Here is a 26,863-nt window from a genome sequence, read left to right on the forward strand (position 1 = left end):
TTTTAAATCTTCAAATTATTTTGTTTCTTCCCCTGCCCCCTGCCCCCTGCCCCCCTGCCTCATTTGCCCCCTGCCTCTACCTCCCTACTCTCCGAAACACAACTGATAATTTTCAGGAGTCACACTAGGGTTAGTAGTGAGATAATCATTGAGGCGATCGCAGGCTCGATTGAGTAATTGATCTACATCTAAAGTTTGCAGTTCTATCCCTTCTAAATTCCACAATTTAACTGTTGTGTCCTGTCCTCCTGAGACTAATAGTTTACCGTTAGGACTAAAATTCACACTCCTGACACTGCCTTGATGTCCTTGCAAGGTAGTTAATAAAGTTCCGTTGGTGACATTCCACAGTTTAATAGTGCCGTCATCACTAGCAGAAGCGAGAGTTTTACCATCGGGGGAAAAATTGACATTCAACACTAAATCTGTGTGTCCCTGTAGGGTGTATAGTAGCTGACCTTCGATACTCCACAGTTTTACGGTCGCATCTTGACTACCTGAAGCAATCACTTTACCATCAGCAGAAATCGCCACACTCCAGATGCTAGCACTATGACCTTTGAGCGTTTGCAGTAATTGACCATCTAAATTCCAAATTTTGATGGTTTTATCCGCACTGGCGGAAATGATGTTTTTCCCATCGGGAGTAAATTTAATATCTGTCACCCAGCCGTTATGTCCAGACAGAGTACGGAGTAAACGACCGTCCACACTCCACAATTTAATTGTTTTATCTGCACTTCCAGAGGCGAGAATTTGATTGTCTGGACTAAAACTCATCGTCGTTACCCAATGGTTAGGACTTTGCAGAGTGCGGAGTAAAGTCCCGTCTTGGTTGCGAATTTGAATACCTTGACTATTGCTAGCTAAGGCGACTAAATTGCGATCGCCACTAAAACTCACACTGGTAACATCAGGAATGGGTGAAATTAAGGTTTTGGTTATCTGTCCGTCTAAGTTCCAAAACTTCATGGTGCTATCAGCACTCAAAGAAATTACCGTATCACCATTATTAATAAAACTTACATGACTCACACTACCCTTATGTCCATAAAATGTTTTGGGTATGGTTCTATTTAAATTCCAAAGTCGGACGGTGTTATCATCACTAGCCGAAGCCAAAACCCGATTATCTGGACTGAAACTGAGGCTGTTAACTTCGTGAGTATGTCCTAAAAATGTTCCTAAAATACTCCCATCTCGCGACCAGAGGATGATTTTTTTATCCGCACCGGCAGTTGCTATCATCTGTCCGTCGGGCGAAAAAATCACTCGCCACACACCTTCCTGATGTCCTTCCAAGGTTCTCAGTAAAGTACCATCACGACTCCAGAGTTTGACTGTGTGGTCTGCACTAGCGGACGCAATGGTTTTACCATCAGGACTAAAACTGATGCTGTTTACTTCCTTGGTATGGGCGGGTATAGTTGTTAATGTCCGTCCGTCAATACTCCACAGTTTCATAGTTCCGTCATCGCTAGCTGAGGCGATAGTATCACCCTCTGGCGAAAAGCTAACAGCATTCACAGCCCCAGTATGTCCAGGCAGAGAAAGTATTAATCTACCATCACGACTCCATAGTTTCACTGTGTTGTCAGCACTACCAGAAACTATAGTTTGGCTATCTGGGGAAAAACTCACACTATTAACAGCTTGAGTATGGCCTTGCAAGGTATGGAGTAATTTACCGCTACGATTCCAGAGTTTGATTGTACCGTCAGCACTAGCGGAAGCCAAAATTTCACCATCGGGGGAAAAGGTTACACTATTGACCCCATCACTATGACCTGTAAGAGTATTGAGTAACTTCCCATCACTGCGCCACAGATGAATTGTGTTATCTGCACTAGCAGAGGCTAAAACTTCCCCATCAGGGGAAAAACTCACGCTTGTCACCCAAGAATTATGCAGTAAACGGTTGCGTTCTTGGGTAGTGTAGACAGCTTGTTGCAGGATAGTTGCAGTTTGTCCGCGGACTGTTGGCGGAAAGCCCAGGTTAATTTTCTGTACTTCCCTACCTGCTTGGACACTGGTTAACAGCCCTTCTAATTGCTGATGAGAAAGCAAGTAGTTAGCTGCAAGGGAATTGAGGGCTTGAATTTCTTGTAATTGGGCTTTTTGAGTTTGTTGGTAAGCAAGTACAGCTAAACCGAAAGCCGTTAACCCCAAGGTGCTGATAATCGCTACAGCCCGTTGTGCTTGTCGGAGGCGATTTTGTTCTTTGAGTTGCTGTTGTCGTCTAGCTTGTAAACCAGCCGCAATGAAATTTTGGACATCTAAAGATAGTTCATCGGTGTAATTGATATAAATTTCTTCCGCTTCTGCTAACCGTACACCTTGTAAAAGAAAGTCGGCTTGACGGTCATTTTGTACCCAGAGATTAGCAGCTTGTGCAATTTGACGTAGCGATCGCAATCTACTACGATTTTCCTCCAACCACCAGCGTAACGTTGACCAGTGACGAATAATAATTTCATGGGCTACCTCAATCGTCACAGGCGATGAACTAAATAATGTAGAAACCTCCCCTTGTCCCCCCTGTCTACCTTGTCCCCCTTGTCCCTCTTCCACATTTACCACTACCAACTTAGCCGCCGTCAATATCTGCAATGTCCTCTCTACCAAAGCCACCGGATATTTACTCACTACTAACTCTGATTTTCCTACCCGTCGCCTAGTATCTTCAGTTCCTTCGCCTAACTGAGTCAGGGCTAAAAAAATCCATCTAGCACATTCTTGCACTTCCGGTTCTAAACTTTCATAAACTGCTTGGGCTTTCTTTTCTAACGCCCCTTTAATTCCACCCAAGTGTTGCTGATAAGCCTGTAAGGTAATTACACCACCTTCCCGATATTCCCATAATTGTTCTAAAACAAATTCCAATAATGGTAAATAGCCAGGAGAGTAATTTAATTCCTGTAATAATACCTCTACTAACTCCGGTTCTACAGTTAAACCCACTTGTTCCGCCGGATGAATAATAATCCGGCGATATTCTTCTTTAGTTAAGCAAGGTGGTAATAAAACACTGGATTTTTGTAATAATTGAGCTAATTTTGTGACTTCCAAACAAGAAGCAATAAAATCAGCCCGTAGGGTAATAATTAACTTAAACTTCTCTGGGATTTTCTCGACTGTTCCCAAGACAATTTCTAGAAATCTTTGCCGATCTTCGCTAGCTGCTAAGGTGAATAATTCTTCAAATTGGTCTACTACTAAAACTACCATTGGTTCGGGTCGCTGATGCACCCAATGGCTGAATCCTTCCGCACCTTGATATAAAATCCCCTCTAACTGCATTTGCTGATAAGCTTTTTCTCGCTCAGTTCCGCTATCTACCATCCGGCGCGATAAAGTTTCTAGAGGATGTTTTCCAGGACGAAAGCTTCTCACCCACCAATCTTGACTTCCCAGTAATTGTTTACCTCGACGCAGTTGCGCCATCACACCCGCCTGTACTAAAGAAGATTTTCCACTCCCAGAAGCCCCGACTATCCCCAGAAAGGATTTTTTCTCTAACTCAGCTATAAGTTGTTGGGTGAGGGTTTCCCTTCCATAGAAATACTGTGCATCTTCTTCAGTAAAGGCTTGTAATCCAAAGTAAGGACAAATGCCTAAATCAATGCTAGCTGGTGTCTGATTATTCCTATGACTTGTATGGGTGGGAATAATTTCAATCACTCCCTGAGTACCAGATAGCCAAATCTGTAAAGGGAGTAAATTTGCTGTCCAAATTTGTTGCAACTGGCTAATCCAGCTAGCAGCTGATAAACTTGGTTGTGCTTGGGCTGCTTGTAAAGTAGAGTATAAAGCTTGGGCAAATTGTTCGGAGTTTTCTGGTGATGAAGCCGCCGCTATAATACATTGTCCTTGCTCAAAGCCCAGTTGTAGGTCTTCTACCCAATCTTTGACAGTTCCTTGACTATCAGTCAGCACATCTAAAATAATGATTTGTTGGTTGTAGGGAGAACGTCTGAGTTGTTGTCTTAACCAAGAACGACTCAAGCGGGTATCTTCTCCCAGCACTATCATCGGTTCTCCCGCTTCCGTGGTAGCTAAACGTCCCCGCAAATAGAACAGCACCGTGGTTAAGCTTTGCGGTTGAGTTTGCTTTTCTGATTCTATTGTGTGTAAACAAGTTTGAATTATCGTCTGTAAATCTTGGGTGGTATGAGTGCGCGGCCAATAATCTATTTCAAAACCACCCACAGCCTGCAATAGCTTACTTAACCCCAAAATAGTCTGATTGGTAGCTAATCCTTCTATAATTAACGCTTGTCGGCTGTCAGCAACTTCTAGTAATGCAGGTTTCACCCCTAAAATAATCTCACCTACTCCTTCCACAATGCGTTTAGGCGTTTGTAGGGGGTATTCTGAATAAAGTTTGTTGTCGCCTCTGGTGCGATTTTGTTGGTTAATTAAGCGTAATTGCTGGTTAGTTTGTTCTATATATTGTTTAGTTTGGTGATAAACATAACGATAAAGCCCGTCTGCATCAATTAAACCTTGACTATCCGCCGCCTCACCCCGTAAACCCCGCATCAAATAATAGGTAAATACTCCGTGTCCCAATTCTGGGAATTCCCATGACTGTTGATTAGTGTCACAGGATAGTAGAGCGTAAAAACCTTTACTTTGCTTGGCTCTATGGCGGAGTAATTCCACTATTTGGGGAGTGGGGTTAGGAACAGCAGACTGGCTAGTGTCGCCTCTTGCGCCTCTGAAGGTGAGGCTACCACTATGACAAGCATCCAGCCAAACTAATTGAGTTTGTGCCTGACTATTCCCTAACAGTTGTAAAAGTTCTTGTAACCTTAAACCTGTGTGGAGTAAATCATCAGTTTGGGTATCTGCTAGACACAAAATCGCCTGTTGGGAGTTTGGTTCCAGCATTCCGTGACCGGAGAAATAAAATAATATGGTGTCTTGTGGTTGGGCTGTGCTGACGATTTGGTTTAAACTATCACGGACTTTAGATAATAGGGGCTGTTGGGGGAAAAAATCGTGATGAACCCATTCTTGTTTATGGGGAAAGCCTTGTGTCGCATCAGCTAAAGCCGCCGCCAACCCTTGACAGTCAACAGCCGAGTAACGCAGCGAGGGAAGTCTCTCATCTTGGTATTGGTTGACTCCCACTAGCAACAACCAGAGCTTCGCTGCTCCTGTTTCTAGGGTGTGAGTAAGATGGCTGGTAGCAATACCGAATGGAGACATTGTTTTAATTAGTTATTAGTCAATAGTCAATAGTCAATAGTTATTAGTTTTCTCTCCCCTGTCTTCCTTGTCTCCCCAGTCCCCAATACCCAGTCTCCAATCCCTTGGATATGACTAGTTGCGTGTTGGTTAACTGTAATCAACAGGTAGGTTTCGTTATTTTATTACAGCTTCATATCTCAAGACTGCTGGAATCTTTAATAATTTTATACATTTTCTATCTTTGGTGATATCTACAAAAAGATTGTTGAATTTTTATAGCGAGAAAATTTGTCAAAGTGGCGACAAAGATTAAATGGGTTTTGATAGAGTGTTGGCAGTTAAGCGATCGCTTGTTTCAATCTAGCGCAGCATATCCTGGTTGCTCTCCAAAAAAAGCAGCCAGACTAGATTAAGTCTGCTGCTATGGTTTGAGGCGTTGCTTGCTACTTAAAAGTGCTGAATATGCACTTTAAATCGATAAACTCTTGTTGATTTCCTCTGTTCATTACCTCGTTCAATTTGGGATGAATGAGGTTTTTTATTGTAAAAATTAGTATTATTTGCTGGCATTAATCCCAATGACACCAATCACAATTAAAGCGATAGAAATAAATTTGGTGAGTGACATAGATTCACGAAACCAAATAATACCAATGCCAGCGATTAACATTGTTCCTAAACCCGACCAAATTGAGTAAGCTACACCCACATCAAGTTTCTCTAGGGAAAGAGTAGAGAAAGTAAAACCACAACCATAAAATACAAATATCAATATTGAAGGAATTAAGTTTCTAAAGCCATCAGATAGTTTCATGCAGGTTGTGCCTAAAACTTCAAACAATATTGCTGCCATTAAGTAAATCCAATTAATTAACATATGTGTTGTGAATCTTTGACAAGAATATCGTTGTTATCGTCAATCTCTACTGTATGAAAGTTTTAGTAAGTAGTTCTGCTATTTAGATGACAGAGAATTAATTAAACATGAATTAATGATATCTCAGTAAATCCCTATTTTCTCTGACTTAAAAAAGGAGTTTAGTGGTGTAAGGGTATAGGGGTGTAAGGGAAAGACTTTTTTATGTTTTCTTGTGTAAGCAGTTTATGACTGCTACTTAATAACTGTTATTTCTGTTAACAAGTCGTATCTCTATATATAGAGAGATACGACTTGGTTTTATAACTTTGTAGGGTTTACCGAACAAGATAAAACTGGTTTACCGTAACGTTTAGATGAGTTCGGTAATCATCATGATACAGGTGATAAAAACCGAATTTACACCTACAGTATTCCTGAATAAGATAAGAACAAATCAAACAATAAACATTCCGTTAAACACCAACTTAATTCTCATAGGAGTGAAACATATGGCACTTATTCACTGGAATCCTTTACAAGAATTGAACACCATCCAACGTCAACTCAATCACATTTTTGACGAAGATATGTTAAGCACAACAATTTTAGATCGGACTGCAACTAAAGTTCCTGCTGCGGAACTACAAGAAACAGATGATGCAGTCTACTTAAAACTAGAAATTCCTGGTGTGGAAGCTAAAGATATTGATTTGCAAGTCACCGACAAATCTGTATATATTAGCGGTGAACGGAAATCTCAAACCAAGACTGAAGAGAAAGGTAAAATTAAGAGTGAATTCCACTATGGTAAATTCCAACGTGTAATTCCTCTACCTGCACGCATTCAAAATACTAATGTCAAAGCCGATTACAAAGATGGTATTTTGCATTTGACTTTACCGAAAGCGGAAGAAGAAAAGAATAAGGTTGTTAAAATCAATCTAGATTCTGTTGGTTAATCAGATTTTATAGGTGAAGATATTTAGTCAAAGATCCCCGACAAATTCAAAAAGTCGGGGGTCTTTTTGTACTTAAATGATTTAATATAGGTGTGCATAATTAAATTAGGATTTGCTGATAAATAGACATAAAAGTTATTTTTGCCTATGAAGAGCATAATTTTGTAAGTAGAACATGGTAAATAATTAAAAGTTTGTAGTGTACCCCTACTCTTAAGCAAGCTACGCGCAAGCGTCTGTCTACGACACGCTCCGCGAACAGAAAAGGACTAAAGTCCTTACTACGAACTGAATCCTAGTATTGTTACATTGCTTAACATAGTTTGGTTTTTTCCAGTGGTTCTACTCATAGCAGGAACAGAGAACAGGATCTAAATCTTCTTGGGGTATGAATTCTGTTCTTAAAAGTTGTATCTCACTCACTATCTGCTGTAATTAAGTGTTGTCAAGGTGTAAATAGAGGATTAAGTGTGCTACCGAATATCCGCGCTGCTATTTTTGACATGGATGGGTTACTGTTTGACACAGAAAGCATTGCTCGCTGGGCTTGGAAGCAAGCTTTAGCTAGTCATGGCTATCTGATGAGTGATGATTTTTACTTTGAGTTTGTGGGGCGGGATTTATCTTGGCGGGAAAAATTTCTCAAACAACGATATGGGGGTAGTTTTCCCTTTGAGTCAGTGACAGCACAGCGAATTGAAATTGGCGATCGCCGAGAACTTCAAGAAGGTTTACCATTAAAAGCAGGTGTATTAGATTTACTGCGTTGGTTAAATAATTTTGGTATAGTTATTGCCTTAGCTACAGGGACATCCCGTCATCGCACTATCCGCCGTCTTACCAATGCAGGTATTTTGCAATACTTTACTACTATTGTGACCAGTGAAGATGTTGCTCAAGGGAAACCTGCGCCAGATATCTATTTAGAAACTAGTCGCAGAATTAATATTGCACCTGTGGAGTGCTTAGTATTTGAGGACTCATGTGTAGGTATAGAAGCTGCTTTCAGCGCAGGAATGTACCCAATTATGATTCCCGATATAGAAAAACCATCACCAGAAATTAAATGTTTAGCCTACCAAGTTTTAGACTCATTAGAGCAAGTCTGTGAGTTCTTAGAACAGGGGTTAGGGACTGGGAACAGAGGATGAGGGATAAGGAACTTCCAACTTAAAAAATATACTATCACTGTGTAGGCGGAGGGGCAGGGGGCAGGGAGCAGGGGGAAAAATAACAATGTCTTCTCTCGGAACTTGGATAATTTATTTTCTGGAAGTCCCTAAATTGATTAATCAATAAAGGCGATCGCTGCTCTACATGATTCATTCTAAAATGTTTAGAGCAAAGATACTCCATGTAGCAGCAAGCGATCGCATTTTCTCAACCTACATTCTCTCTAATACTTGAATCCCCAACAAAGATAAACCAAGTTTCAAAGTTCTGGCTGTCAAATCACACAACACTAAGCGGGATGTCCGCAGTGGTTCTTCTGCATTTAATACAGGTACTCCTTGATTGCGGTCATAAAACACATTAAACTTTTTACTTAGCTCATAAAGATACTCACATAAACGATTAGGGAGTAAATCTTCTTCCACAGTGCTAATCACTTCACCTAATTGCAACAAGAATTTCGCTAGAGCAAATTCTGTTTCATGTTGTAATATTACCTTGGCATTGCTTCCTAACTCTGCAAAGTTAATTTCACCTTTGCGGCTAATACCTTGAATCCGAGCATAAGCATACAACATATAAGGGGCGGTATTGCCTTTGAGATCCAGCATTTTATCAAAGCTGAAAACATAGTTGCTAGTACGGTTTTGGCTTAAATCAGCATATTTCACTGCACTAATACCAACTACCCCAGCTACTGTGTCAATAAATTCGGCTGTTTCTTCCCGCTCTTCTGCTTTTAATCTTACTTCTAAATCAGTACGCGCGCGAGTCACAGCTTCATCTAATAAATCCCGCAATCTTACAGTATCACCAGAACGGGTTTTAAATTTCTTGCCGTCTTCACCTAATACTAAACCAAAGGGAACATGAACTAATTCCACATCATCGGGAATCCATCCAGCTTTGCGTGCTACTTGGAAAAACTGAGCAAAGTGATTGGCTTGTCCAGCATCAGTAACGTAAATAATTCGTTTAGCTTCGTCTTTTTCTATGCGGTAACGTAGTGCAGCTAAATCTGTTGTGGCGTAGTTATAACCACCGTCTGATTTCTTTACAATTAATGGTAAAGGTTCACCTTCTCTGTTGGTAAATCCATCCAAAAAGACGCATTTCGCGCCTTGATTTTCCACTAATAAACCAGACTTTTCTAACTCTACTAGAACTCCTGGAAGTAAAGGGTTATAAAAAGATTCCCCTCGTTCAGTTAATTTGATATTCAATAAATCATAAATTACTTGAAATTCTTGGCGTGATTGTTCACACAATAATTTCCAAGCATGAAGCGTATCTTCTGCGCCTGCTTGCAATCTCACTACTTCTTGGCGTGCAGTTTCTTGAAAGGCTTCATCTGCATCAAACCGTTGTTTAGCTTGGCGGTAAAAACTCACTAAATCACCAATATCTAAAGCATTTGCAGTAGTTAATGCTTCAGGATAAACTTCCCGCAGGTAAGCAATTAACATCCCAAATTGCGTACCCCAATCACCCACATGATTTAACCGCAATACATCATGTCCACGAAATTCCAAAATACGCGCAATACAATCACCAATGATCGTAGAACGTAAGTGTCCGACGTGCATTTCTTTCGCAATATTCGGACTGGAAAAATCAACAATTTCCCGTTGTGGGTGTTTAGCGGTGGGAACACCAAGCCTAGAATCTGCGTGAATAGAGTTAAGTTGTGCTTCTAAGTATGCTGTTTTCAGTTTGAGATTAATAAAACCAGGCCCGGCGATTTCTGGGGTTTCGCAAATTTCCGAGACATCCAATTTTGCCACAATAGCAGAGGCGATCGCCCTTGGTTGCTGTCCTAATTTTTTACTCAGCGATAAAGCCACGTTAGCTTGATAATCACCAAACTTAGGATTACTAGCAGGAACTAAAATCGGATCTACTCCGGCGTACTCATCGCCAAAAGCAGCCATCAAAGCCTGTTCTAGTTTTGCCTTTAGTTGTTCTTGTGTAGCGTTCATATAATGAATTGTATTTGTTTACGGGGCTAGGGGCTGCCTACTGGACTGTCTTCCAAGGCTTGATTATTTTAACTCTAAAATCCCGCAATGGTTTCAGCGTCGTGGTTTTGATTGAGTAAAAATGGATAAAGTGAAGCTTACAATCTTCATCTTTACCTTTGCTATTTTAACTGCAAATACTTACCCAAATATGGGAATTGAATTGCACACTAGTCAATCAATCACAAGTAAGAAATTTTTCTACACGCTGCAATACATTATCCAATAAATTAGGATCATTATTATCAAACCATTCAATTTGGGGATAAGCTCTAAACCAAGTCCGTTGGCGTTTAGCAAATTGCCTTGTATGTAAAATAGTTAATTCTTTAGCTATATCTAAAGAAATTTCTCCATTTAAATATTGTTTAACTTCTTGATAGCCTAAAGTATTTAATAAAGGTAAATTAGCACCATATTTTTGACATAAATATTCAACTTCTCCCACTAAACCATCTTGTATCATTTGTGCAGTACGTTTAGCAATACGTTGTGCTAAGTTTTCCACATCACAATCTAGTCCAATTTGCAAAATGGGATAATTCGGCGGATTTTCTCCTTGCTGTTCAGAAATGGGAATTCCCGTCACATAAAATACTTCTAAAGCTCGCAAAGTCCGCACAGGATCATGGGGATGAATTTTTTTAGCTGCTGTGGGATCAACTTGCTGCAACATACCGTAGAGTGTATTTTGTCCCAAGGATTCGAGCTGCGATCGCAATTCATAATTCGGTGCCACTTTAGGAATCTTCATCCCCTGTACAATAGAGCGAATATATAAGCCAGTACCCCCCACCAACAATAGTGGAGAAACACCAAGAGAATTAATTAAATTTTGCGCCTGTTCTTGATAGTCTGCTACCGTCATTGTTTCCTGGGGATCGCAGATATCTATTAAATAATGAGGAACTAATTCTTGTTCCGTCAAAGTCGGTTTCGCAGTCCCAATATTAAACTCACGATAAACCTGACGCGAATCAGCACTGAGAATCACAGAACCCAACCGCATCGCCAAATTCAAAGCCAACCCAGATTTCCCCGTCGCCGTAGCACCACAAATTACGATTAGTTTAGTCATTAGTCATTAGTCATTAGTCATTAGTCATTAGTCATTAGTCATTAGTCATTACTCATTACTCATTACTCATCACTCATTACTCATTACTTCTAGCTTGTCACCTATACCCAGTCCCCAATCCCCAATCCCCAGTCCCCGCACTATGCTAAAATTTTGAAGCCTTTGCCACTCCCCATACCAGACGCTACAAGCTTTTTGTCTTTTCTACTCAAAACCCCCTAGTGTATGTTATAAATCTGTGAAATTTGAAATATTCAAGGAATAAATTCAAAAAACTTATGGGGATACATCCCCTATATAAACTTCTCACAAAATTGCCCTACAGTCGCCATCAAGCCTTTTGTGTTAAAATTTTGGTGTGTTTTGACTTTATAGCCCTTGGGCGATTTCAACCCCACACATCAGGAGAATTTTCATGACGAGCAGTTACAGTGCCGATCAGATTCAAGTTCTGGAAGGTCTGGAAGCCGTCCGCAAACGACCGGGGATGTACATCGGTTCTACCGGCCCGCGAGGACTCCACCATTTAGTTTATGAGGTGGTCGATAACTCTATTGATGAAGCTTTAGCCGGTTACTGTACTCATATAGAAGTTGACCTCAATGCTGACGGTTCAGTGGCGGTGACAGATGACGGTCGGGGAATTCCAACCGATACTCACTCACGCACGGGGAAATCGGCTCTAGAAACTGTATTGACTGTACTGCACGCTGGCGGTAAATTCGGCGGCGGTGGTTATAAGGTTTCTGGGGGATTACACGGGGTTGGGATTTCTGTTGTTAATGCTTTATCAGAAGTTGTAGAAGTTACAGTTTGGCGAGATAAAAAGGTTCATACCCAGCGATATGAACGGGGTATTCCTGTCACTGAACTCATCGCCAAGCCATATAAAGAAGCAAGAACAGGGACATCTGTTAAATTCAAGCCAGATGAGCAAATCTTTACCACTGGTACTGAGTTTGATTACATCACCCTCGCAGCACGATTACGGGAATTGGCGTATTTGAATGCGGGTGTAAAAATCACTTTCACCGATAACCGTCTAGAACTCCTCAAAAGCGATACACCCAAGGTAGAAACCTACGAATATAAGGGTGGGATCAAAGAGTATATCGCTTACATGAATCGTGAGAAGCAACCACTGCACGAGGAAATCATCTATGTACAGGGAGAACGCAATAACGTTCAAATAGAAGTTTCCTTACAGTGGTGTACCGATGCTTATACAGATAACGTCCTGGGTTTTGCTAACAACATTCGGACTGTTGACGGTGGTACTCACTTAGAAGGTTTGAAAGCGGTTTTAACTAGAACCTTAAATGCGATCGCTCGCAAACGCAATAAAATTAAAGAAAACGAATCTAACCTCAGTGGTGAACACGTCCGCGAAGGTTTAACAGCAGTCATTTCCGTAAAAGTTCCAGACCCCGAATTTGAAGGACAAACCAAAACTAAACTTGGCAACACCGAAGTTAGAGGTATTGTTGATTCCTTAGTAGGGGAAGTTTTAACCGAATACCTAGAATTTCACCCCAGTATTGCTGACTCCATTTTAGATAAAGCCATTCAAGCTTTTAAAGCCGCAGAAGCAGCACGCCACGCCAGAGAGTTAGTCAGACGTAAATCTGTACTAGAATCTTCCCCATTACCTGGTAAATTAGCCGATTGTAGCTCCCGTGACCCTGGAGAATCAGAAATCTTTATTGTGGAAGGCGACTCAGCAGGTGGTAGTGCAAAGCAAGGACGCGATCGCCGTACCCAAGCCATCCTGCCTTTACGCGGTAAAATCCTCAATATCGAGAAGACTGACGACTCGAAAATCTATAAAAACAACGAAGTCCAAGCCTTAATCACAGCCTTGGGTTTAGGTGTCAAAGGCGAAGAGTTCGACGCTTCCCAACTACGTTATCATCGGATTGTGATCATGACCGACGCGGACGTAGATGGGGCGCACATCCGAACACTTCTGCTGACATTCTTCTATAGATATCAGCGATCGCTCATCGAACAAGGCTTTATTTACATTGCTTGCCCCCCACTATATAAAGTAGAACGAGGACGCAATCATGAATATTGTTACAGCGATCGCGAACTGCAAGAAATAATTGCCAAATTCCCAGCCAACGCCAACTATACCATCCAACGATTCAAAGGTTTGGGTGAAATGATGCCTGGACAACTTTGGGACACCACCATGAATCCCCAAACTCGCACTCTCAAGCAAGTAGAAATTGAAGATGCCGCCGAAGCCGATCGCATCTTTACAATTTTAATGGGCGATCGTGTCGCACCCAGACGCGAATTTATCGAAACCTATGGTTCTAAACTCAACCTAACAGATTTAGATATCTAGGCACTGGGGACTGGGGACTGGGGACTGGGGACTGGGAACTAGGGACAAGGTAGACAAGGTAGATTTCTACTCCAATGCCCAATGCCCAATGCCCAATGCCCAATGCCCAATGCCCAATGCCCAATGCCCCCTTGCCATCAACGCGATAGTATATTTTTTTAATTGGAAGTCCTTTTTAAATGCTCCTCCTCCCTAAAAACTACACCATTGGGATGAGGAAGGTTAAAAAAAAGAAATTGACTATTGTAAATAAATCTTTATCGCAATGAAATTAAACCAAAGCCATGACAGCAAACAGCAGTTTGGCAGTTAAAGCATTGTTTAATATTCTAGGTGCGGGTAGTCTGATAACCCTATCAGCCTGCGCCCAACCAACTACAGAAACTCCCACAACTAACCTTCCAGAAGCTACCTCAACCCCTGTAAACACAGCAACCGTTCCACCTGTATCGCCTACTCCTACCGTTACTCCAACTTCGCCCACTCCTAACAGCACCACTACATCTAATCGCAATTTAGCCGAACTAGCAACGGCAGCAGCCAACCAAGGACAATTTCAAACATTACTTAAAGCAGTTCAAGCCGCAGGCTTAAGCGATCAATTAACCACACCAGGGCCTTACACTGTATTTGCACCCACTGACGCAGCTTTTGCACAGTTACCCAAAACCACACTTGATAATCTTTTGCAGTCAGCTAATAAACAGCAATTAGTTAAGCTTTTAGCGTATCACGTCATCCCCGGAAGATTTACCTCTCAACAACTCAAATCAGGGCAGGTTAAAACCCTAGAAGGTAAACCAGTTACTATTAAAGTAGACCCAAGCAATCAGACTATTACTGTCAATGATGCTAAAGTCACTCAAGCAGACATTCCCGCCAGTAACGGTATCGTTCATGTAGTAGATAAGGTCATCCTACCCCCAGATTTTTCCAATAGTCTAAACACAGCACCTACAACAACCCCAACCACTCCTCGGTAACTGTAGGGTTTAGGGGTGTAAGGGTTTAGGGGTGTAAGGGTTTAGGGGTTTAGGGGTAAAAATTCAAATAATTTATACCTCAATCCGGTTCAGTTAAGAAAGTTCTCGTGTAAAAGATAAAAAAGCTTATCTGCAACTATATTGATTTACACCCTTACACCCTTACACCCTTACACCCTTACACCCTTACACCCTCACACCCTCACACCCTCACACCCTCATACCCTCATACCCTCAAAACCGAAAAATCCTCGGAATGCAGAAAATCTGCTCAAAAATTGTTCCGGGGAATTTTTTATTATTCGTTAGGTAAAATTGTTTGATAATATACATTAAGAAAATATTAACCTTAATGCTAGCTTTCCCAATGCCAAAAAGCACAAAAATGACTTTGTGTCAAGAGTTTTTCATCAAATTGATTGAATATTATTTTTTATTGCTTGAGTAATTCAAAAAAGTATTAATTTTTGGCTACTAAGCTGTTTAACGCTACCATCAGAAACAGTATTTGTTAAGCTGATATAGCAAAGCCACCAATTAATTAAAATAATCTAACTAGTGCAGTATCTTCAGCATCGAAGATGACAAAATCACAATATTTCCCTGGCAATCAGGTGAATTTATTGCCGTTTTTTAACAAACCACCGCATAGAAAATCACTTTCAAATCTATATGATGACTAAAATCAAGCTTTTGCTTCTCTGAGGCAAAGAGACAATAACAGTCTGTTACTAGCAGGCTAATATGTTCTCTTTTTAACTTGGGAGAGCTAACATTTCATCTGTATTCGATAAAGTTTTGCTTTAAGTTGGCAAAGATCCGGAATCTCAACTGTCAAATCTCTTTTGAATTGATTAAAATATCGTTGGATACAATAATCAAAGTTTGTCAAGATTCAGAGGTTTGAAATCTCAGCATTGCGCTAATGTGTGAATAAGGCTGAATTCCTGACATCTCAATTAACTATCACCAGGGTAGTTTCCACCTCCCTTACTCACTAGTAAAAGAGATTGACACACAAAAAGTTCAGTCTTTCAACACAAGAGCTATCTCCGATTGGTGTCTTGATTTAGTGGAAAGTCTTACCCAATTCTCCGGACTAACACTTTTATGAAGGAAATGTAAAAATGGGTGACTCAATGCTGCCGGACTAAGTTAACATGAAATACACTATTTCTAAGTGATTCATGTTTTACATAATACCAGAAATTGTGTGAAGACAGCTTTAAATTCCAGCGAATGTAAAGATAATGCCACTGCAATTCCCAAAAACTTTAGAGAAAATTTAAGTGCATCACTACCATGTTTTATGTCTTTTTGATAGTAGTGGCTTTACCTTGCTTAATGACTTCATGATTAACACACAAAAAGAGTGCAATTTTTGTGAAACAGGCTACAATCGGAACAGTCTTTATAGGAAAATATGCCAACAGTCATAATTTATTTCTATGAAGTGGTAGATTTTTTTATCAAGACAAGTCTTTTTTGATACAAGCCAGTTATAAAGTTGCCAACAACAGCAAAAATGTTGGCTTCGCATGAAGTGAGTAAGCTACTATCCAGTAAAGCTATTCACATTCGTAATGGAAGAGCAAAACTTCCTTTCAAACATCAGGGAAATCCATCTAAAACCCTATTTTTTTCTTTGTTAACTAGCTCATTTTAAAAAGAGCAGTAACCAAATCTTGAGTAATTGATTCTGCAAGGAGCATGAGGAACGCGGCATGAACCAGGCTAACAACGTACTCGATAGCATTTATCAGCCTGACCTAGAAATAATGAATCAGCCTGAAGAAATCGAGTTAGAAGACCTCTTAATTGATGACGAGGAGGACTTGCTGCTTACCGATGAAGGCGAAATTGATGATTTTTTAGAGCCTCAGTCTGATGAGGACGACGCAAAGTCTGGAAAAGCCGCTAAATCGCGTCGTCGGACACAAAGTAAGAAAAAGCACTACACCGAGGACTCGATTCGTCTTTACTTGCAAGAAATCGGTCGAATTCGGCTATTGCGTGCTGATGAAGAAATTGAATTAGCGCGGAAAATTGCCGATTTATTAGAGCTAGAACGGGTGCGCGATCGCTTGCAAGACCAGTTAGAACGCGAACCAGAATATAAAGAATGGGCAGAAGCAGTCCAACTACCACTATCAGCATTTCGTTATCGTCTGCACATCGGTCGCAGAGCAAAAGACAAAATGGTGCAATCGAACCTCCGTCTGGTAGTTTCTATTGCTAAAAAATACATGAATCGCGGTTTATCATTCCAAGATTTAATCCAAGAAGGTAGTCTGGGTTTGATTCGGGCGGCGGAAAAATTCGACCATGAGAAAGGTTACAAATTCTCCACCTACGCTACATGGTGGATTCGCCAAGCCATCACCAGAGCGATCGCGGATCAATCCCGCACCATCCGTTTACCAGTCCACCTTTACGAGACCATTTCCCGAATCAAGAAGACTACCAAGTTACTCTCTCAAGAAATGGGACGCAAACCCACAGAAGAGGAAATCGCTACTCGTATGGAAATGACCATCGAGAAATTGCGGTTCATTGCGAAATCTGCTCAATTACCAATTTCTTTAGAAACTCCTATTGGTAAAGAAGAAGATTCCCGCTTGGGTGACTTTATTGAATCCGATGGTGAAACCCCAGAAGATCAAGTATCCAAAAACTTGCTGCGGGAAGACCTAGAAAAAGTCCTTGATAGCCTCAGCCCCCGTGAACGCGATGTCTTAAGACTCCGCTACGGCTTAGATGATGGACGGATGAAGACTTTAGAGGAAATCGGACAAATTTTCAACGTCACTCGCGAACGGATTCGCCAAATCGAAGCCAAAGCACTCCGTAAGTTACGCCACCCTAACCGTAACAGCGTGCTGAAAGAATACATTCGGTAGTCAATAGTCAATAGTCAATAGTCAAATCTCCAACTAACTATTTGACTGTGGACTTTGGACTCTTGAATAAACCTTATAAAAACCTGGAAGGTAGTTAATCTTCCAGGTTTTCTATTTATCTATACTTTATCTATTGAAATTACGTGCAGTTGATATTAGAGAACACCCCAGAAGTGCAAGAAACCTTGACCAGAGAGCAGTTCAATTAACACAGCTGCCAAAAAACCGATCATTGCTAAACGACCATTCCAGATTTCGGCTTGGGGAGTAAAGCCCCAACGCCAAGCATTACGGTCTTCAACTACAGGCGCAGAGATTTTTGTTGTGTCTGTCATGGTGGACTCCAAACGCGATTTACTAATGATTGTTGCCCTATGTAAATTAATATAACAATTTTTTTCAAACTAGCAACATTTCTTGATACTTTTCTGATTTTAAATTAGAGGCAAATTTTCTTCTTATTCAAGACATCGCCTCATACATCCCTCTTTTGACAGATGGAATACACGCATTAGCAAGCACTCACTTGCAGTTGTTTCCATAACGAAAGATGAATATTGCAATTATTTATCAATAATCTTAGCAGAGGCTTTTGGGAAATTTCAAGTGCAGGGGTTAGAGAAAACAGTAGCTTTCTGGAATTGCTCTGGATTTAGCCTGCATAGCACAAGCAGTATTGATGTCCACCTACAACTCACTTAAAGCATCCATCAAACTTTCCTATAAAGTGTATGACTATTAATAATCTTTGCTATTAAATAGGAGTTTGACGAAATGTTAGCTTGTTTTAGCTAATCCAAAATTGTGTGACTGTTGATAAGTACCAATTTCATGACGGCTACTTATCAACAGTCACACAATTACTTCTGTTTCAAGCACTGTATGAACCTACGATGACTTAACCTCAGCAACTGTGATGATTTTTTCGTCACGGTTAAGCTGTAGGACGCTTTCACCTTTAGTGTCTCTCCCAGAAATCGGCACTGTATCTGTAGAGATCCGCACTAATCGGTCTTTGTTAGTCACAAGTGCAACTTCAGAATTAGCGATCGCCCCCACCATCCCCACTAAGTTATCTGTTTTGCTGGCAAATTTAATGGCTTGTGTACCCAAGTCCGCACGATTAGCAGCCTTGAGTTGACTTATGGGTAAGCGTTTAGCGAATCCTTCTTCTGTAACTAACAATAAGTGTGTGGCTTGAGTCAAACTCACACAACCCACCATATGTTGATGTTTGAGGATGCGTAAAGCCTGTAAACCCATCGCGGTACGTCCCATGATGGCTAGTTGTTCATCATTGACGGGAAAACGTAGCAATCGCCCGCCAGAACTAGCTATGACTAAATCTTCATCTGATTTGGTAAATTGTGTGACCAACAATTCATCATCGTCTTTGAGTTTGATAATAGTCACTCCCCGCCTTGTCAGGTTAGATAGTTCGCTCAAAGACAAGCGTTTAATGCGGCCTTGTTTGGTTAACAAAACGATTTGCTGAGTTACCAAATCTGTGGGGAGAATAAAGCGACTCACTACAGCTTCTTGAGTACCTTGAGCTGTACTTGTGAGCATAGTAATTAGAGGTCTTCCCCGTGGTGAACGCCCTGTAGTGGGCGGGATATCTCCGACTTTGATGGGGTAGAGTTTACCACCACTAGTCAGCACCAACAAATCTTTGTGGGTATCAGTCAATTCGGTTTGAATAATAAAGTCATTATCATTTAAACCGTTTTCTAGTTTGGCTTTTTTCCCCGATATTTGAATTCGCCGCACATAACCGCGATGGGTAGATTCTAAAATTACTTCCTCTAGAGGTGCAGTAGATTCTGTTTCGGCTTCTGTACTGGTGGAACTAGCTTGTTTATCTGGACTTTTGGCTTTTGGTAATTCCTCTCCCCCTAACTTAGTTCTGCGGGAATCGCCGTATTTCTTTTTGAGCGATCGCAAATCTTTTTTCAAAGCTTTGAGTAATTCTTTGCGATCGCTCAATAGTTTGTCCAGTAAAGTTATTTGTTCATTGAGTTCTTCAAACTCACGCTGTAGATTTTGCTGTTCTAAACTTGTGAGGCGACGTAAAGGCATAGCTAAAATCGCATCCGCCTGACTCTCACTCAAATCTAGCCGGCTACATAGGGTAATTTTGGCTGTGCTACCGTCGGCGGCTTGTCGCAAAATTTCAATGACTGCATCTACATTTGACAAAGCCGTTAATAATCCTGAAACGGTATGTAGGCGCGTTTGTGCCTTGTCTAACTCGTAATTGTAACGGCGATTGAGTGTGTGTTCTCGGAAATTGAGAAATTCCTGTAAAAGTTGCCGCAAACTTAACTGACGGGGTTGTCCATCGACAATTGCTAGCAGAATCGCCCCAAAGTTAGTTTGCAAAGCTGTTTGGTGATACAAATGTTGGAGGATTTCTTGGGGATTAGTATCGCGTTTGAGTTCGATTACAACGCGCATTCCTTCTCGATCGCTTTCATCCCGAATGTCAGAAATTCCTTGGAGGCGACCTTGATTCACCAACTCAGCCACCTTTTCAATCCAACCCGCCTTATTCACCTGATAAGGCAGTTCTGTCACCACAATGGCTGTACGTCGCTTACTACCCCGACCCCCAGGAACCTCTTCGACTGTGGCGACTCCCCGCAACACAATCCCACCTTTACCTGTAATGTAAGCTTCGCGAATCCCCGCATCCCCAACTATTTCTCCACCAGTGGGAAAGTCAGGCCCTGGAATTAACTCTAGTAATTTTTCATCTGCTAAATCTGGTTGGTCGATGAGGGCAATTAACCCATCAACAATTTCTCCTAAATTATGGGGCGGAATATTTGTCGCCATCCCCACAGCGATTCCTGCACAGCCATTCAGTAGCAGAAAGGGCAATTGAGCAGGTAAAACAGTAGGTTCTTGCTGGGAATTATCGAAGTTACCCACAAATTCTACTGTTTCTTCGCCAATTTCTGTCAACATCCCCTCATGGCTAATGGGCGCGAGTCGGGTTTCTGTGTAGCGCATCGCCGCCGGTGGGTCATTGTCAACACTACCGAAGTTACCATGTCCTGCTAGTAGGGGATAACGACTGGAAAAATCCTGCACCAGTCGCACTAGGGCATCGTAGACAGCCTGATCACCATGAGGGTGATATTTACCCAATACATCCCCCACCACACGGGCGCATTTCCGATAAGGTCTATCCGGTGTTAAGCCTAGTTCGTGCATGGCGTACAAAATCCGGCGATGCACAGGTTTTAGACCATCACGCACATCTGGTAATGCCCGCCCGACAATCACACTCATGGCATATTCTAGGTAAGACCGTTGCATCTCGGTGTGCAGGGCTGTTGTGATTACCTGTCCCTTAGAGAGAAGGTTTAACTGTTTTGCCATGAGTTTTTTCCCTGAGATTGAACTATACAAAAATCAGTGTTACTAAATAATGCAGCAAACAAAGCATAACGGATGAAATGGGTTTCATAACATAGTCTTGATTATCACGGTATAAAAAGCCGTAGGATCATCCTTGATGATGAGTGTATACATACACTATTAAAAAGGAGATAAGTCTTTTCATCAAATGCTGGCTGATGCTCACGACTATAAATTGCATACAGTGCTGTATTCAAGTTAATTGCTATGATGAGATTTCTTAATCGTGAATGTTGGTTTCTGGCTTCCCATTGGCGGTATTCTTATTCAACCAAGGGGATTTTAAACTTGGAGTTGATTTTTCCCCCTTACCTCTATACATAAAGTTCTCATGAAAACTGTTTTGATTGTTGAAGATGATCTCATTAATGCCCGCGTTTTTTCTAAGATTTTGACCAAACGAGGTGGTTTAGGTGTTAAGCATACAGAAAATGTCGAAGAAGTGATGAAAATTGCCCAAGCTGGAGAGGCAGACCTCATTTTAATGGATGTTTCTCTCTCTAGAAGTGTTTATCAAGGTAAATCTGTAGACGGCATCAAAATTACCCAAATGTTAAAGTCTGATCCGCAAACCGCCAATCTACCTGTGATTTTAGTAACAGCACACGCGATGGAAGGCGATCGCGAAAATTTTCTCAAACTCAGTGGTGCTGACGGCTATATTTCTAAGCCTGTTGTAGACCATCAACAGTTTGTTGACCAAATCGTGGCACTTCTCCCTAGAGACAACTAATGAAAACTTCAGACATTTTCTGAGGAATATCCCCTCACTAATGTTTCTGATGAACAATTCTTCATCACTTAGTATATACGTACTATATTTATTTCTAATCTGCAAGTAGGAAATTATTCACTCACAAGTTGTCACCCATGCAGGGACTTCCAATTAAAAAATATACTATCGCTTGAGTGAGGAGGGAAAGCCTGACAAATTTAGGTGCTGGAAAATCTTGCTAACAGGGAAGCGAGGGAGATGCAAGTCAGTTGCGAAAAATAAGGGAGTAGAGAAAAGAGGAATTTTTAATCAGGGACTAAATTCCTCACTACTCACTACTCCATGACAAAACGCAATTTATTTTCGCGACTGATCTTTAATTTGTGGGAGTTGATGCGTCAACTATTTCGGCGCATTTTCTTTTTGTTCTAAAGCAGCTTGGATGCGCGGTAATTCCAGGAATTTTTGCGTATCAGACAGTAAGCGATCGCCCCAAAGATTTTCCTTGAGAAAATCTAAATTGGCATAGCGTTGATCAATACGCAAGGCTGCTTCTCCTAGCGATAACCCCTGTTGGCGATCGCCTTTATAATATAGGGCGACAGCTAGAGCAAGTAATGGTTCTGCGGCTTGCTTATCAATCGCCACAGCATTTTGCCAGCGTTTAATAGCTGCGTCAACATTACCTTGTTCGTATTCAAGTAAGCCAATGTTATTAATTGCCGGCCAGAATTTTTGGTCTTGTGCTACAGCTTTGTTATATTGCGCGATCGCATCTGGTAAGCGTCCTACCATGTAGTAAGCATTACCTAAATCAAATAATCCTTCTGGGTCGTTGGGTTTTAACTTCAACCCTGCTTGATAATGTTCTATAGCTGCTGGATATTTTTTTTGTTGAAAATTGGCTGAACCTAACGCAAATAAAACATCTGCATTTTTGGGATTTAGGGATTTGGCCTTATTTAAAGATGCGATCGCGGCATCATAATCTTTGGTTTGCAGCTGCAACCCACCCAAAAGAAACCAAACTTTGTCATTACCAGGAGCCAATTGACTAGCTAGTCTAGCTCTTGGTAAAGCCAACTCAAACTGTTGAAACTGTCCCAGTTGAGCCGCTTCTTGCGCTAAACCCAATCCCTGCTTTTCTAATTTAGCCGTATCTAATTGCAAAGCATGAGGTATTAACGCCTGAGCATGAGCCGTGTTTGGTACACTCCACAAACCACAGACAACTAACAGAGAAACTAACCGAAAGTATTTAGGCACACTACCGCCTCTTAAATCACATATCACATAATCTTTCAGCTAGCTTAAACGATATCCGCTTGAGGTGGCAGGCAAATTTTACAAGTTGTTAGCACAAAAGTAGCAAATAGCAAACGGGAATAGGGGAGACAAGGTAGACAAGGTAGACAAGGTAGGAAATGAGAAAAACTATTCCCTGTTCCCTAATGACTCTTGACTCTTGACTATTGACCCTCGACCAGATAAATTAATAAGTGTCCAATTACTTATTTATGGCTCGTACTCCTAAAATCACTAACCAGCAAATCTTAGATGCTGCCCGTGAAGTCTTCCTACAAAAAGGCTTTAGTGGCTCCACCCTAGAAATTGCTCAACGAGCTGGGATTTCGGAAGCATCTATCTTCAAACGCTTCGCCACTAAAGAAGACCTATTTTTTGCAGCTATGGGTATGCCTGATACAGCCCCTTGGATAAAAGAATTAGAGGTTCTTTGTGGACAAGGTGATCTCAAGCAAAATCTAGTTGCTATATTCCTCCAGATTTTAGACTTTTATAGCGTCGTCTTTCCACGTATGATGATGCTCCGCTCTCGTGGCATGGATTTACCAGAGATGAGAGGTAAAAATGCAAAACCTGTTCAAGAGTTAAAAATATTAATGGATTTTCTAGAACGAGAGATGAATCAAGGGCGGCTTCGTTCTTGTGATGCTCAAGCTTTAGCTCATATGATCATGGGTGCGTTGATGAACTATATTTTTCTGGAGCAAATATCATCTCCCATGACTTTACCTACACACTCACCTCAGACGGGAACAGAACTTCATCAATCAGAAAAATCTTCAACAGCCACAAGATTATTTGTAGAAAACTTAGTGGAGATAGTCTGGCAGGGAATTGCACCTCACTAAACAATTGGTGTTGCATGATGAAGGGATGAATTGAGCCAAATCGGAAAATTTCATGAGGTGGCGATCGCCTCTAAACTTAGCAACACCAAGAATGATCGAGCCAACTCAAAATTTTTTTGCTTAATTAATAAGTTAGTGCTTACATTTTATTGCTGAGGGTAATTTTTATGTGGCTACGTCGTGCTTTTCTGTTAGGAATTATCTGCTTTTGTTTTGGGCTTAACTTTTTTTTAGCTGCACCATGTCCTCAGTCACAACCATTGAGTTTACCAATGCCTGAGCAAAACTATTTGTGGGAATTTCAATTGATCGAAGTATCTCAATTGTTCAATTTGACATTAGAACAGCAGCAGAAACTAGCAATTAATTTTTATCAAAATCAAGAACAAATACTGCAAAATCAACAAATACTACAGCCAGTTTCATCAGATTTAATCACCATGATGATGGGAACTGCCACGACAGATGAAATCCGTGATAAATACCAACAACTGCAAAATTTATATTTGGCGTTAGATAATATGAGATTTGAAAGTATGTTAATAATACGAGAAATACTTAAACCAGAACAACGTCAACATTTATTTGATATGTTACAGCCCAACAATCATGAAGAATTTAATTACTCAAAATTATCATCATCTGATTGTATTACTGAAATTACTGGCTGATTGAGATTGGTGTAGTTAAATATGTAGGAGTTGACAGCTATTATCAATACTTTTACCTAATTTTAAATATGCGGTAGTTAATTATAGCTTTTCTGATTCTGTTGAAGCATAAATAAATGATTAAACACAGATAATTTTGGAACTTAGCAGACTGGTAAAGGCTAAATTCAGAATCTTACTAATTACCAAAACTGACATAGAAATGACAAATCAGATGGACAGATGTCATCAGTAGCTTACTAATGAGGCTATGACTTTTTTCCTACATCAATGCCTATATATTAATGACTTTCTTCACTTATGAGATGGCTAAAACGGCGGTGATAATTACTGGCATAGCCGGATAGATTCCCTACACCGGAATACCAGCAAATAGCAACAACAGTACAAACCAGGAAATATTTTTATGTTAAACCCAAAACGTGCCATCCTCTTACTAGGAACAGTCTTACTTTTTTCGCCTTTAGCAATGGGTACACCAGCACAGGCACAACCAAGAAATTCTCATAGAGCAGTAGTTTACACCAGAGAGTCTTACCCCAGAGTAGTCAGATTGCGAAATGGGGACTACCGATTGTCTAATGGGCAAGTGGTTTCTTCTCGGAGAGTAGTAAGACTACGTACCGCAGGTTACTATAGACTGCCTAATGGGGATATTATTCTACCTAGTCGAGAAGTTGTTCCTGTGAGAAGAGTAGTAAGACAGAGCAATGGTTTCATTCGCTTACCAAACGGTACATTAATTCGACTCTAATTATTGCTCATCAAGGGGCTTTTAGGTTACAGTTCTAGCCTGGCAAAACTAGCTCTGTAACCGCTTTCTGTACAAATTTAATACAGGATTAGAAATGACGATTGAAACATCAAACCCTGTAGATACACCAGCATTAGTCACACCAACCAAGAAAAAAAGTAGAAACTGGCTAGCTTGGTTGATTGCTCTGACTCTTTTAGGTGGAATTGGTTACACCATTTACTATCAAGTAGCGGTGAGTCCCCGCCAAGAAGCACGGCGCAGAGTGTTGACACAAGCTGTAGAGCGACAAACTTTATCGATCACGGTGACAGCTAACGGTACTGTCAAACCGGAACGCTCGATTAACTTAAGTCCGAAAAATTCTGGTATTCTCAAAAGACTGCTAGTCAAAGAAGGGGATTTCGTCAGACAGGGTCAGATTTTAGCCTACATGGATGATTCCAACCTGCAAGGACAACTCACCCAAGCAAGGGGACAACTGGCACAAGCCGAAGCAAATCTGCAAAAAGCCCAAGCTGGGAATCGCCCTCAAGATATTGCTCAAGCTCAAGCCCAATTAGATGAAGCCCTGGCGAATTTGCAAAAAGCGGAAGCAGGAAATCGCCCCCAAGATATTGCTCAGGCTCAGGCGAGGTTAGCGAGTAGTCAAGCTAACTTGCAAAAGGCAGAAGATGATTTTCGTCGCAATCAAGAACTTTATAGCGCAGGTGCGATCGCTCTCCAAGTTTTGAACCAAAAACGCGCTGATCGCGATAGCGCGCAAGCCCAAGTGAATGAAGCAAAACAAGCCTTAGCACTACAACAAGCCGGTTCGCGTCCAGAAGATATTGCCCAAGTACGGGCTGTAGTCAAACAAAGACAAGAAGCTCTAGCATTACTCAAGGCTGGTTCGAGACGGGAAGATATTGATGTGGCGCGCGCCCAGGTGATATCGGCTCGTGGTTCACTACAAAATACTCAAGCTCAAATTAACGACACTGTACTACGCGCTCCTTTTGACGGTATTGTTACCCAAAAATATGCTGATCCTGGGGCATTTGTGACACCTACAACCTCTGGTAGTGCAGTATCTTCCGCTACATCTTCATCAATTTTGGCCTTAGCCGCAACAAATGAAGTAGTTGCCAATGTTTCCGAATCTAATATTGCCAAAATTAGCTTAGGTCAGAAAGTCACCATTAGAGCAGACGCTTACCCTGGCAAAACCTTTACAGGTGAAGTGAGCCAAATTGCAGCTCAAGCCACAGTTGAGCAGAATGTCACCAGTTTTCAAGTCAAAATCCGACTTTCCGACCCCGAAAATTTATTGCGATCGGCGATGAACGTCGAAGCAGACTTTCAAGTTGGTGAAATAGAAAACGCCTTAGTTGTACCCACAGCTTCAGTAGTACGTCGGGAAAATGCTACAGGTGTATTTATTATGGGTGCAAAGGATAGACCAGTATTTACTCCCATAGAAACTGGAGTCACAGCCAATAATTTTACAGAAGTGAAATCGGGACTGACTGGTAACGAAAAAGTTCTGCTGAGTTTCCCACCAGGAACAAGAACCCAATCAACCCCAAGAGGTGGACTGTTACCAGGGACAGGGGGAGGTCGTCGTTCTCAGTAATGCTGTTAGG

Annotated in this window: 17 protein-coding genes; 10 read left to right on the top strand and 7 right to left on the bottom strand. The window is 41.2% G+C overall.

The annotated features are described in order from the left end of the window. Window positions 1-84 precede the first annotated feature (84 nt). Both CV014_RS11750 and CV014_RS11755 read right to left on the bottom strand, forming a co-directional pair. Window positions 85-5,214 carry an nSTAND1 domain-containing NTPase gene (locus CV014_RS11750; RefSeq protein WP_236142196.1) on the bottom strand — a complete coding sequence of 1,710 codons (5,130 nt, stop codon included), beginning with the start codon at window positions 5,212-5,214 and terminating at the stop codon, window positions 85-87. Window positions 5,215-5,752: 538 nt separating this feature from the next. Next, on the bottom strand, window positions 5,753-6,073 hold the full coding sequence (locus CV014_RS11755) for a DMT family transporter (protein ID WP_236142197.1): 321 nt from the start codon (window positions 6,071-6,073) through the stop codon (window positions 5,753-5,755). A gap of 491 nt (window positions 6,074-6,564) precedes the next feature. Here CV014_RS11755 and CV014_RS11760 point away from each other — a divergent pair, with 491 nt between their 5' ends. Together CV014_RS11760 and CV014_RS11765 are read left to right on the top strand one after the other, a co-directional pair. Further along, window positions 6,565-7,014: an Hsp20/alpha crystallin family protein gene (locus CV014_RS11760; RefSeq protein ID WP_236142198.1), complete on the top strand. Its 450-nt coding sequence runs from the start codon at window positions 6,565-6,567 to the stop codon at window positions 7,012-7,014. A 470-nt stretch (window positions 7,015-7,484) separates the two neighbouring features. Then, on the top strand, window positions 7,485-8,165 hold the full coding sequence (locus CV014_RS11765; RefSeq protein WP_236142199.1) for an HAD family hydrolase: 681 nt from the start codon (window positions 7,485-7,487) through the stop codon (window positions 8,163-8,165). Between the two features lie 234 nt (window positions 8,166-8,399). Here the strand turns inward: CV014_RS11765 and argS are convergent, their stop codons facing one another. Beyond that, window positions 8,400-10,166: an arginine--tRNA ligase gene (argS, locus tag CV014_RS11770; protein ID WP_236142200.1), complete on the bottom strand. Its 1,767-nt coding sequence runs from the start codon at window positions 10,164-10,166 to the stop codon at window positions 8,400-8,402. A gap of 217 nt (window positions 10,167-10,383) precedes the next feature. Further along, window positions 10,384-11,283 carry a tRNA (adenosine(37)-N6)-dimethylallyltransferase MiaA gene (miaA, locus tag CV014_RS11775; RefSeq protein WP_236142201.1) on the bottom strand — a complete coding sequence of 300 codons (900 nt, stop codon included), beginning with the start codon at window positions 11,281-11,283 and terminating at the stop codon, window positions 10,384-10,386. 415 nt (window positions 11,284-11,698) lie between these two features. On the opposite strand from miaA, the gene gyrB reads away from it, so the two are divergent. From gyrB to rpoD, 3 genes are all read left to right on the top strand, one after another. After that, window positions 11,699-13,636 carry a DNA topoisomerase (ATP-hydrolyzing) subunit B gene (gene gyrB / locus CV014_RS11780; RefSeq protein ID WP_236142202.1) on the top strand — a complete coding sequence of 646 codons (1,938 nt, stop codon included), beginning with the start codon at window positions 11,699-11,701 and terminating at the stop codon, window positions 13,634-13,636. 284 nt (window positions 13,637-13,920) lie between these two features. Further along, the gene (locus CV014_RS11785; protein WP_236142203.1) at window positions 13,921-14,619 is read left to right on the top strand and encodes a fasciclin domain-containing protein; all 699 of its coding nucleotides are present in this window, start codon (window positions 13,921-13,923) and stop codon (window positions 14,617-14,619) included. 1,724 nt (window positions 14,620-16,343) lie between these two features. After that, complete coding sequence (gene rpoD / locus CV014_RS11790; RefSeq protein ID WP_103139974.1) at window positions 16,344-17,519, top strand: RNA polymerase sigma factor RpoD; 1,176 nt, start codon at window positions 16,344-16,346, stop codon at window positions 17,517-17,519. Between the two features lie 155 nt (window positions 17,520-17,674). On the opposite strand, the gene CV014_RS11795 is transcribed toward rpoD, so the two are convergent. Together CV014_RS11795 and gyrA are read right to left on the bottom strand one after the other, a co-directional pair. Further along, complete coding sequence (locus CV014_RS11795) at window positions 17,675-17,854, bottom strand: chlorophyll a/b-binding protein (protein ID WP_236142204.1); 180 nt, start codon at window positions 17,852-17,854, stop codon at window positions 17,675-17,677. A gap of 553 nt (window positions 17,855-18,407) precedes the next feature. Beyond that, a complete protein-coding gene (gene gyrA, locus CV014_RS11800) occupies window positions 18,408-20,906 on the bottom strand; it encodes a DNA gyrase subunit A (RefSeq protein WP_236142205.1) in 2,499 nt (832 codons plus the stop codon). 370 nt (window positions 20,907-21,276) lie between these two features. Between gyrA and CV014_RS11805 the strand changes: the two genes are divergently transcribed. Further along, entirely contained in the window at window positions 21,277-21,678 is a 402-nt protein-coding gene (locus tag CV014_RS11805) for a response regulator (RefSeq protein WP_103139977.1), read from the top strand. Window positions 21,679-22,062: 384 nt separating this feature from the next. Here the strand turns inward: CV014_RS11805 and CV014_RS11810 are convergent, their stop codons facing one another. Further along, the gene (locus CV014_RS11810; RefSeq protein WP_236142206.1) at window positions 22,063-22,926 is read right to left on the bottom strand and encodes a tetratricopeptide repeat protein; all 864 of its coding nucleotides are present in this window, start codon (window positions 22,924-22,926) and stop codon (window positions 22,063-22,065) included. Between the two features lie 251 nt (window positions 22,927-23,177). Here CV014_RS11810 and CV014_RS11815 point away from each other — a divergent pair, with 251 nt between their 5' ends. The 4 genes from CV014_RS11815 (at window position 23,178) to CV014_RS11830 (ending at window position 26,853) form a co-directional block, all read left to right on the top strand. Then, a complete protein-coding gene (locus CV014_RS11815; protein WP_236142207.1) occupies window positions 23,178-23,813 on the top strand; it encodes a TetR/AcrR family transcriptional regulator in 636 nt (211 codons plus the stop codon). 167 nt (window positions 23,814-23,980) lie between these two features. Then, complete coding sequence (locus tag CV014_RS11820) at window positions 23,981-24,484, top strand: hypothetical protein (protein ID WP_236142208.1); 504 nt, start codon at window positions 23,981-23,983, stop codon at window positions 24,482-24,484. Window positions 24,485-24,890: 406 nt separating this feature from the next. After that, on the top strand, window positions 24,891-25,238 hold the full coding sequence (locus CV014_RS11825; protein WP_236142209.1) for a hypothetical protein: 348 nt from the start codon (window positions 24,891-24,893) through the stop codon (window positions 25,236-25,238). Between the two features lie 94 nt (window positions 25,239-25,332). Then, window positions 25,333-26,853 (top strand): efflux RND transporter periplasmic adaptor subunit, encoded by a 1,521-nt coding sequence (locus CV014_RS11830; protein WP_236142210.1) that lies wholly within the window; start codon window positions 25,333-25,335, stop codon window positions 26,851-26,853. Window positions 26,854-26,863: the final 10 nt, after the last annotated feature.

Origin of the sequence: Nostoc sp. CMAA1605 (assembly GCF_021596505.1) — a bacterium.
Taxonomy (GTDB): Bacteria; Cyanobacteriota; Cyanobacteriia; order Cyanobacteriales; family Nostocaceae; genus Trichormus.

Bases quoted from the DNA above. Each gene is read 5' to 3' on its own strand.
- CV014_RS11785 (WP_236142203.1), top strand. From the start codon at position 13,921: ATGACAGCAAACAGCAGTTTGGCAGTTAAAGCATTGTTTAATATTCTA.
- argS (WP_236142200.1), bottom strand. From the start codon at position 10,166: ATGAACGCTACACAAGAACAACTAAAGGCAAAACTAGAACAGGCTTTG.
- miaA (WP_236142201.1), bottom strand. From the start codon at position 11,283: ATGACTAAACTAATCGTAATTTGTGGTGCTACGGCGACGGGGAAATCT.
- CV014_RS11795 (WP_236142204.1), bottom strand. From the start codon at position 17,854: ATGACAGACACAACAAAAATCTCTGCGCCTGTAGTTGAAGACCGTAAT.
- rpoD (WP_103139974.1), top strand. From the start codon at position 16,344: ATGAACCAGGCTAACAACGTACTCGATAGCATTTATCAGCCTGACCTA.
- gyrA (WP_236142205.1), bottom strand. From the start codon at position 20,906: ATGGCAAAACAGTTAAACCTTCTCTCTAAGGGACAGGTAATCACAACA.
- CV014_RS11760 (WP_236142198.1), top strand. From the start codon at position 6,565: ATGGCACTTATTCACTGGAATCCTTTACAAGAATTGAACACCATCCAA.
- CV014_RS11815 (WP_236142207.1), top strand. From the start codon at position 23,178: ATGGCTCGTACTCCTAAAATCACTAACCAGCAAATCTTAGATGCTGCC.
- CV014_RS11830 (WP_236142210.1), top strand. From the start codon at position 25,333: ATGACGATTGAAACATCAAACCCTGTAGATACACCAGCATTAGTCACA.
- CV014_RS11755 (WP_236142197.1), bottom strand. From the start codon at position 6,073: ATGTTAATTAATTGGATTTACTTAATGGCAGCAATATTGTTTGAAGTT.
- CV014_RS11805 (WP_103139977.1), top strand. From the start codon at position 21,277: ATGAAAACTGTTTTGATTGTTGAAGATGATCTCATTAATGCCCGCGTT.
- CV014_RS11825 (WP_236142209.1), top strand. From the start codon at position 24,891: ATGTTAAACCCAAAACGTGCCATCCTCTTACTAGGAACAGTCTTACTT.
- gyrB (WP_236142202.1), top strand. From the start codon at position 11,699: ATGACGAGCAGTTACAGTGCCGATCAGATTCAAGTTCTGGAAGGTCTG.
- CV014_RS11750 (WP_236142196.1), bottom strand. From the start codon at position 5,214: ATGTCTCCATTCGGTATTGCTACCAGCCATCTTACTCACACCCTAGAA.
- CV014_RS11820 (WP_236142208.1), top strand. From the start codon at position 23,981: ATGTGGCTACGTCGTGCTTTTCTGTTAGGAATTATCTGCTTTTGTTTT.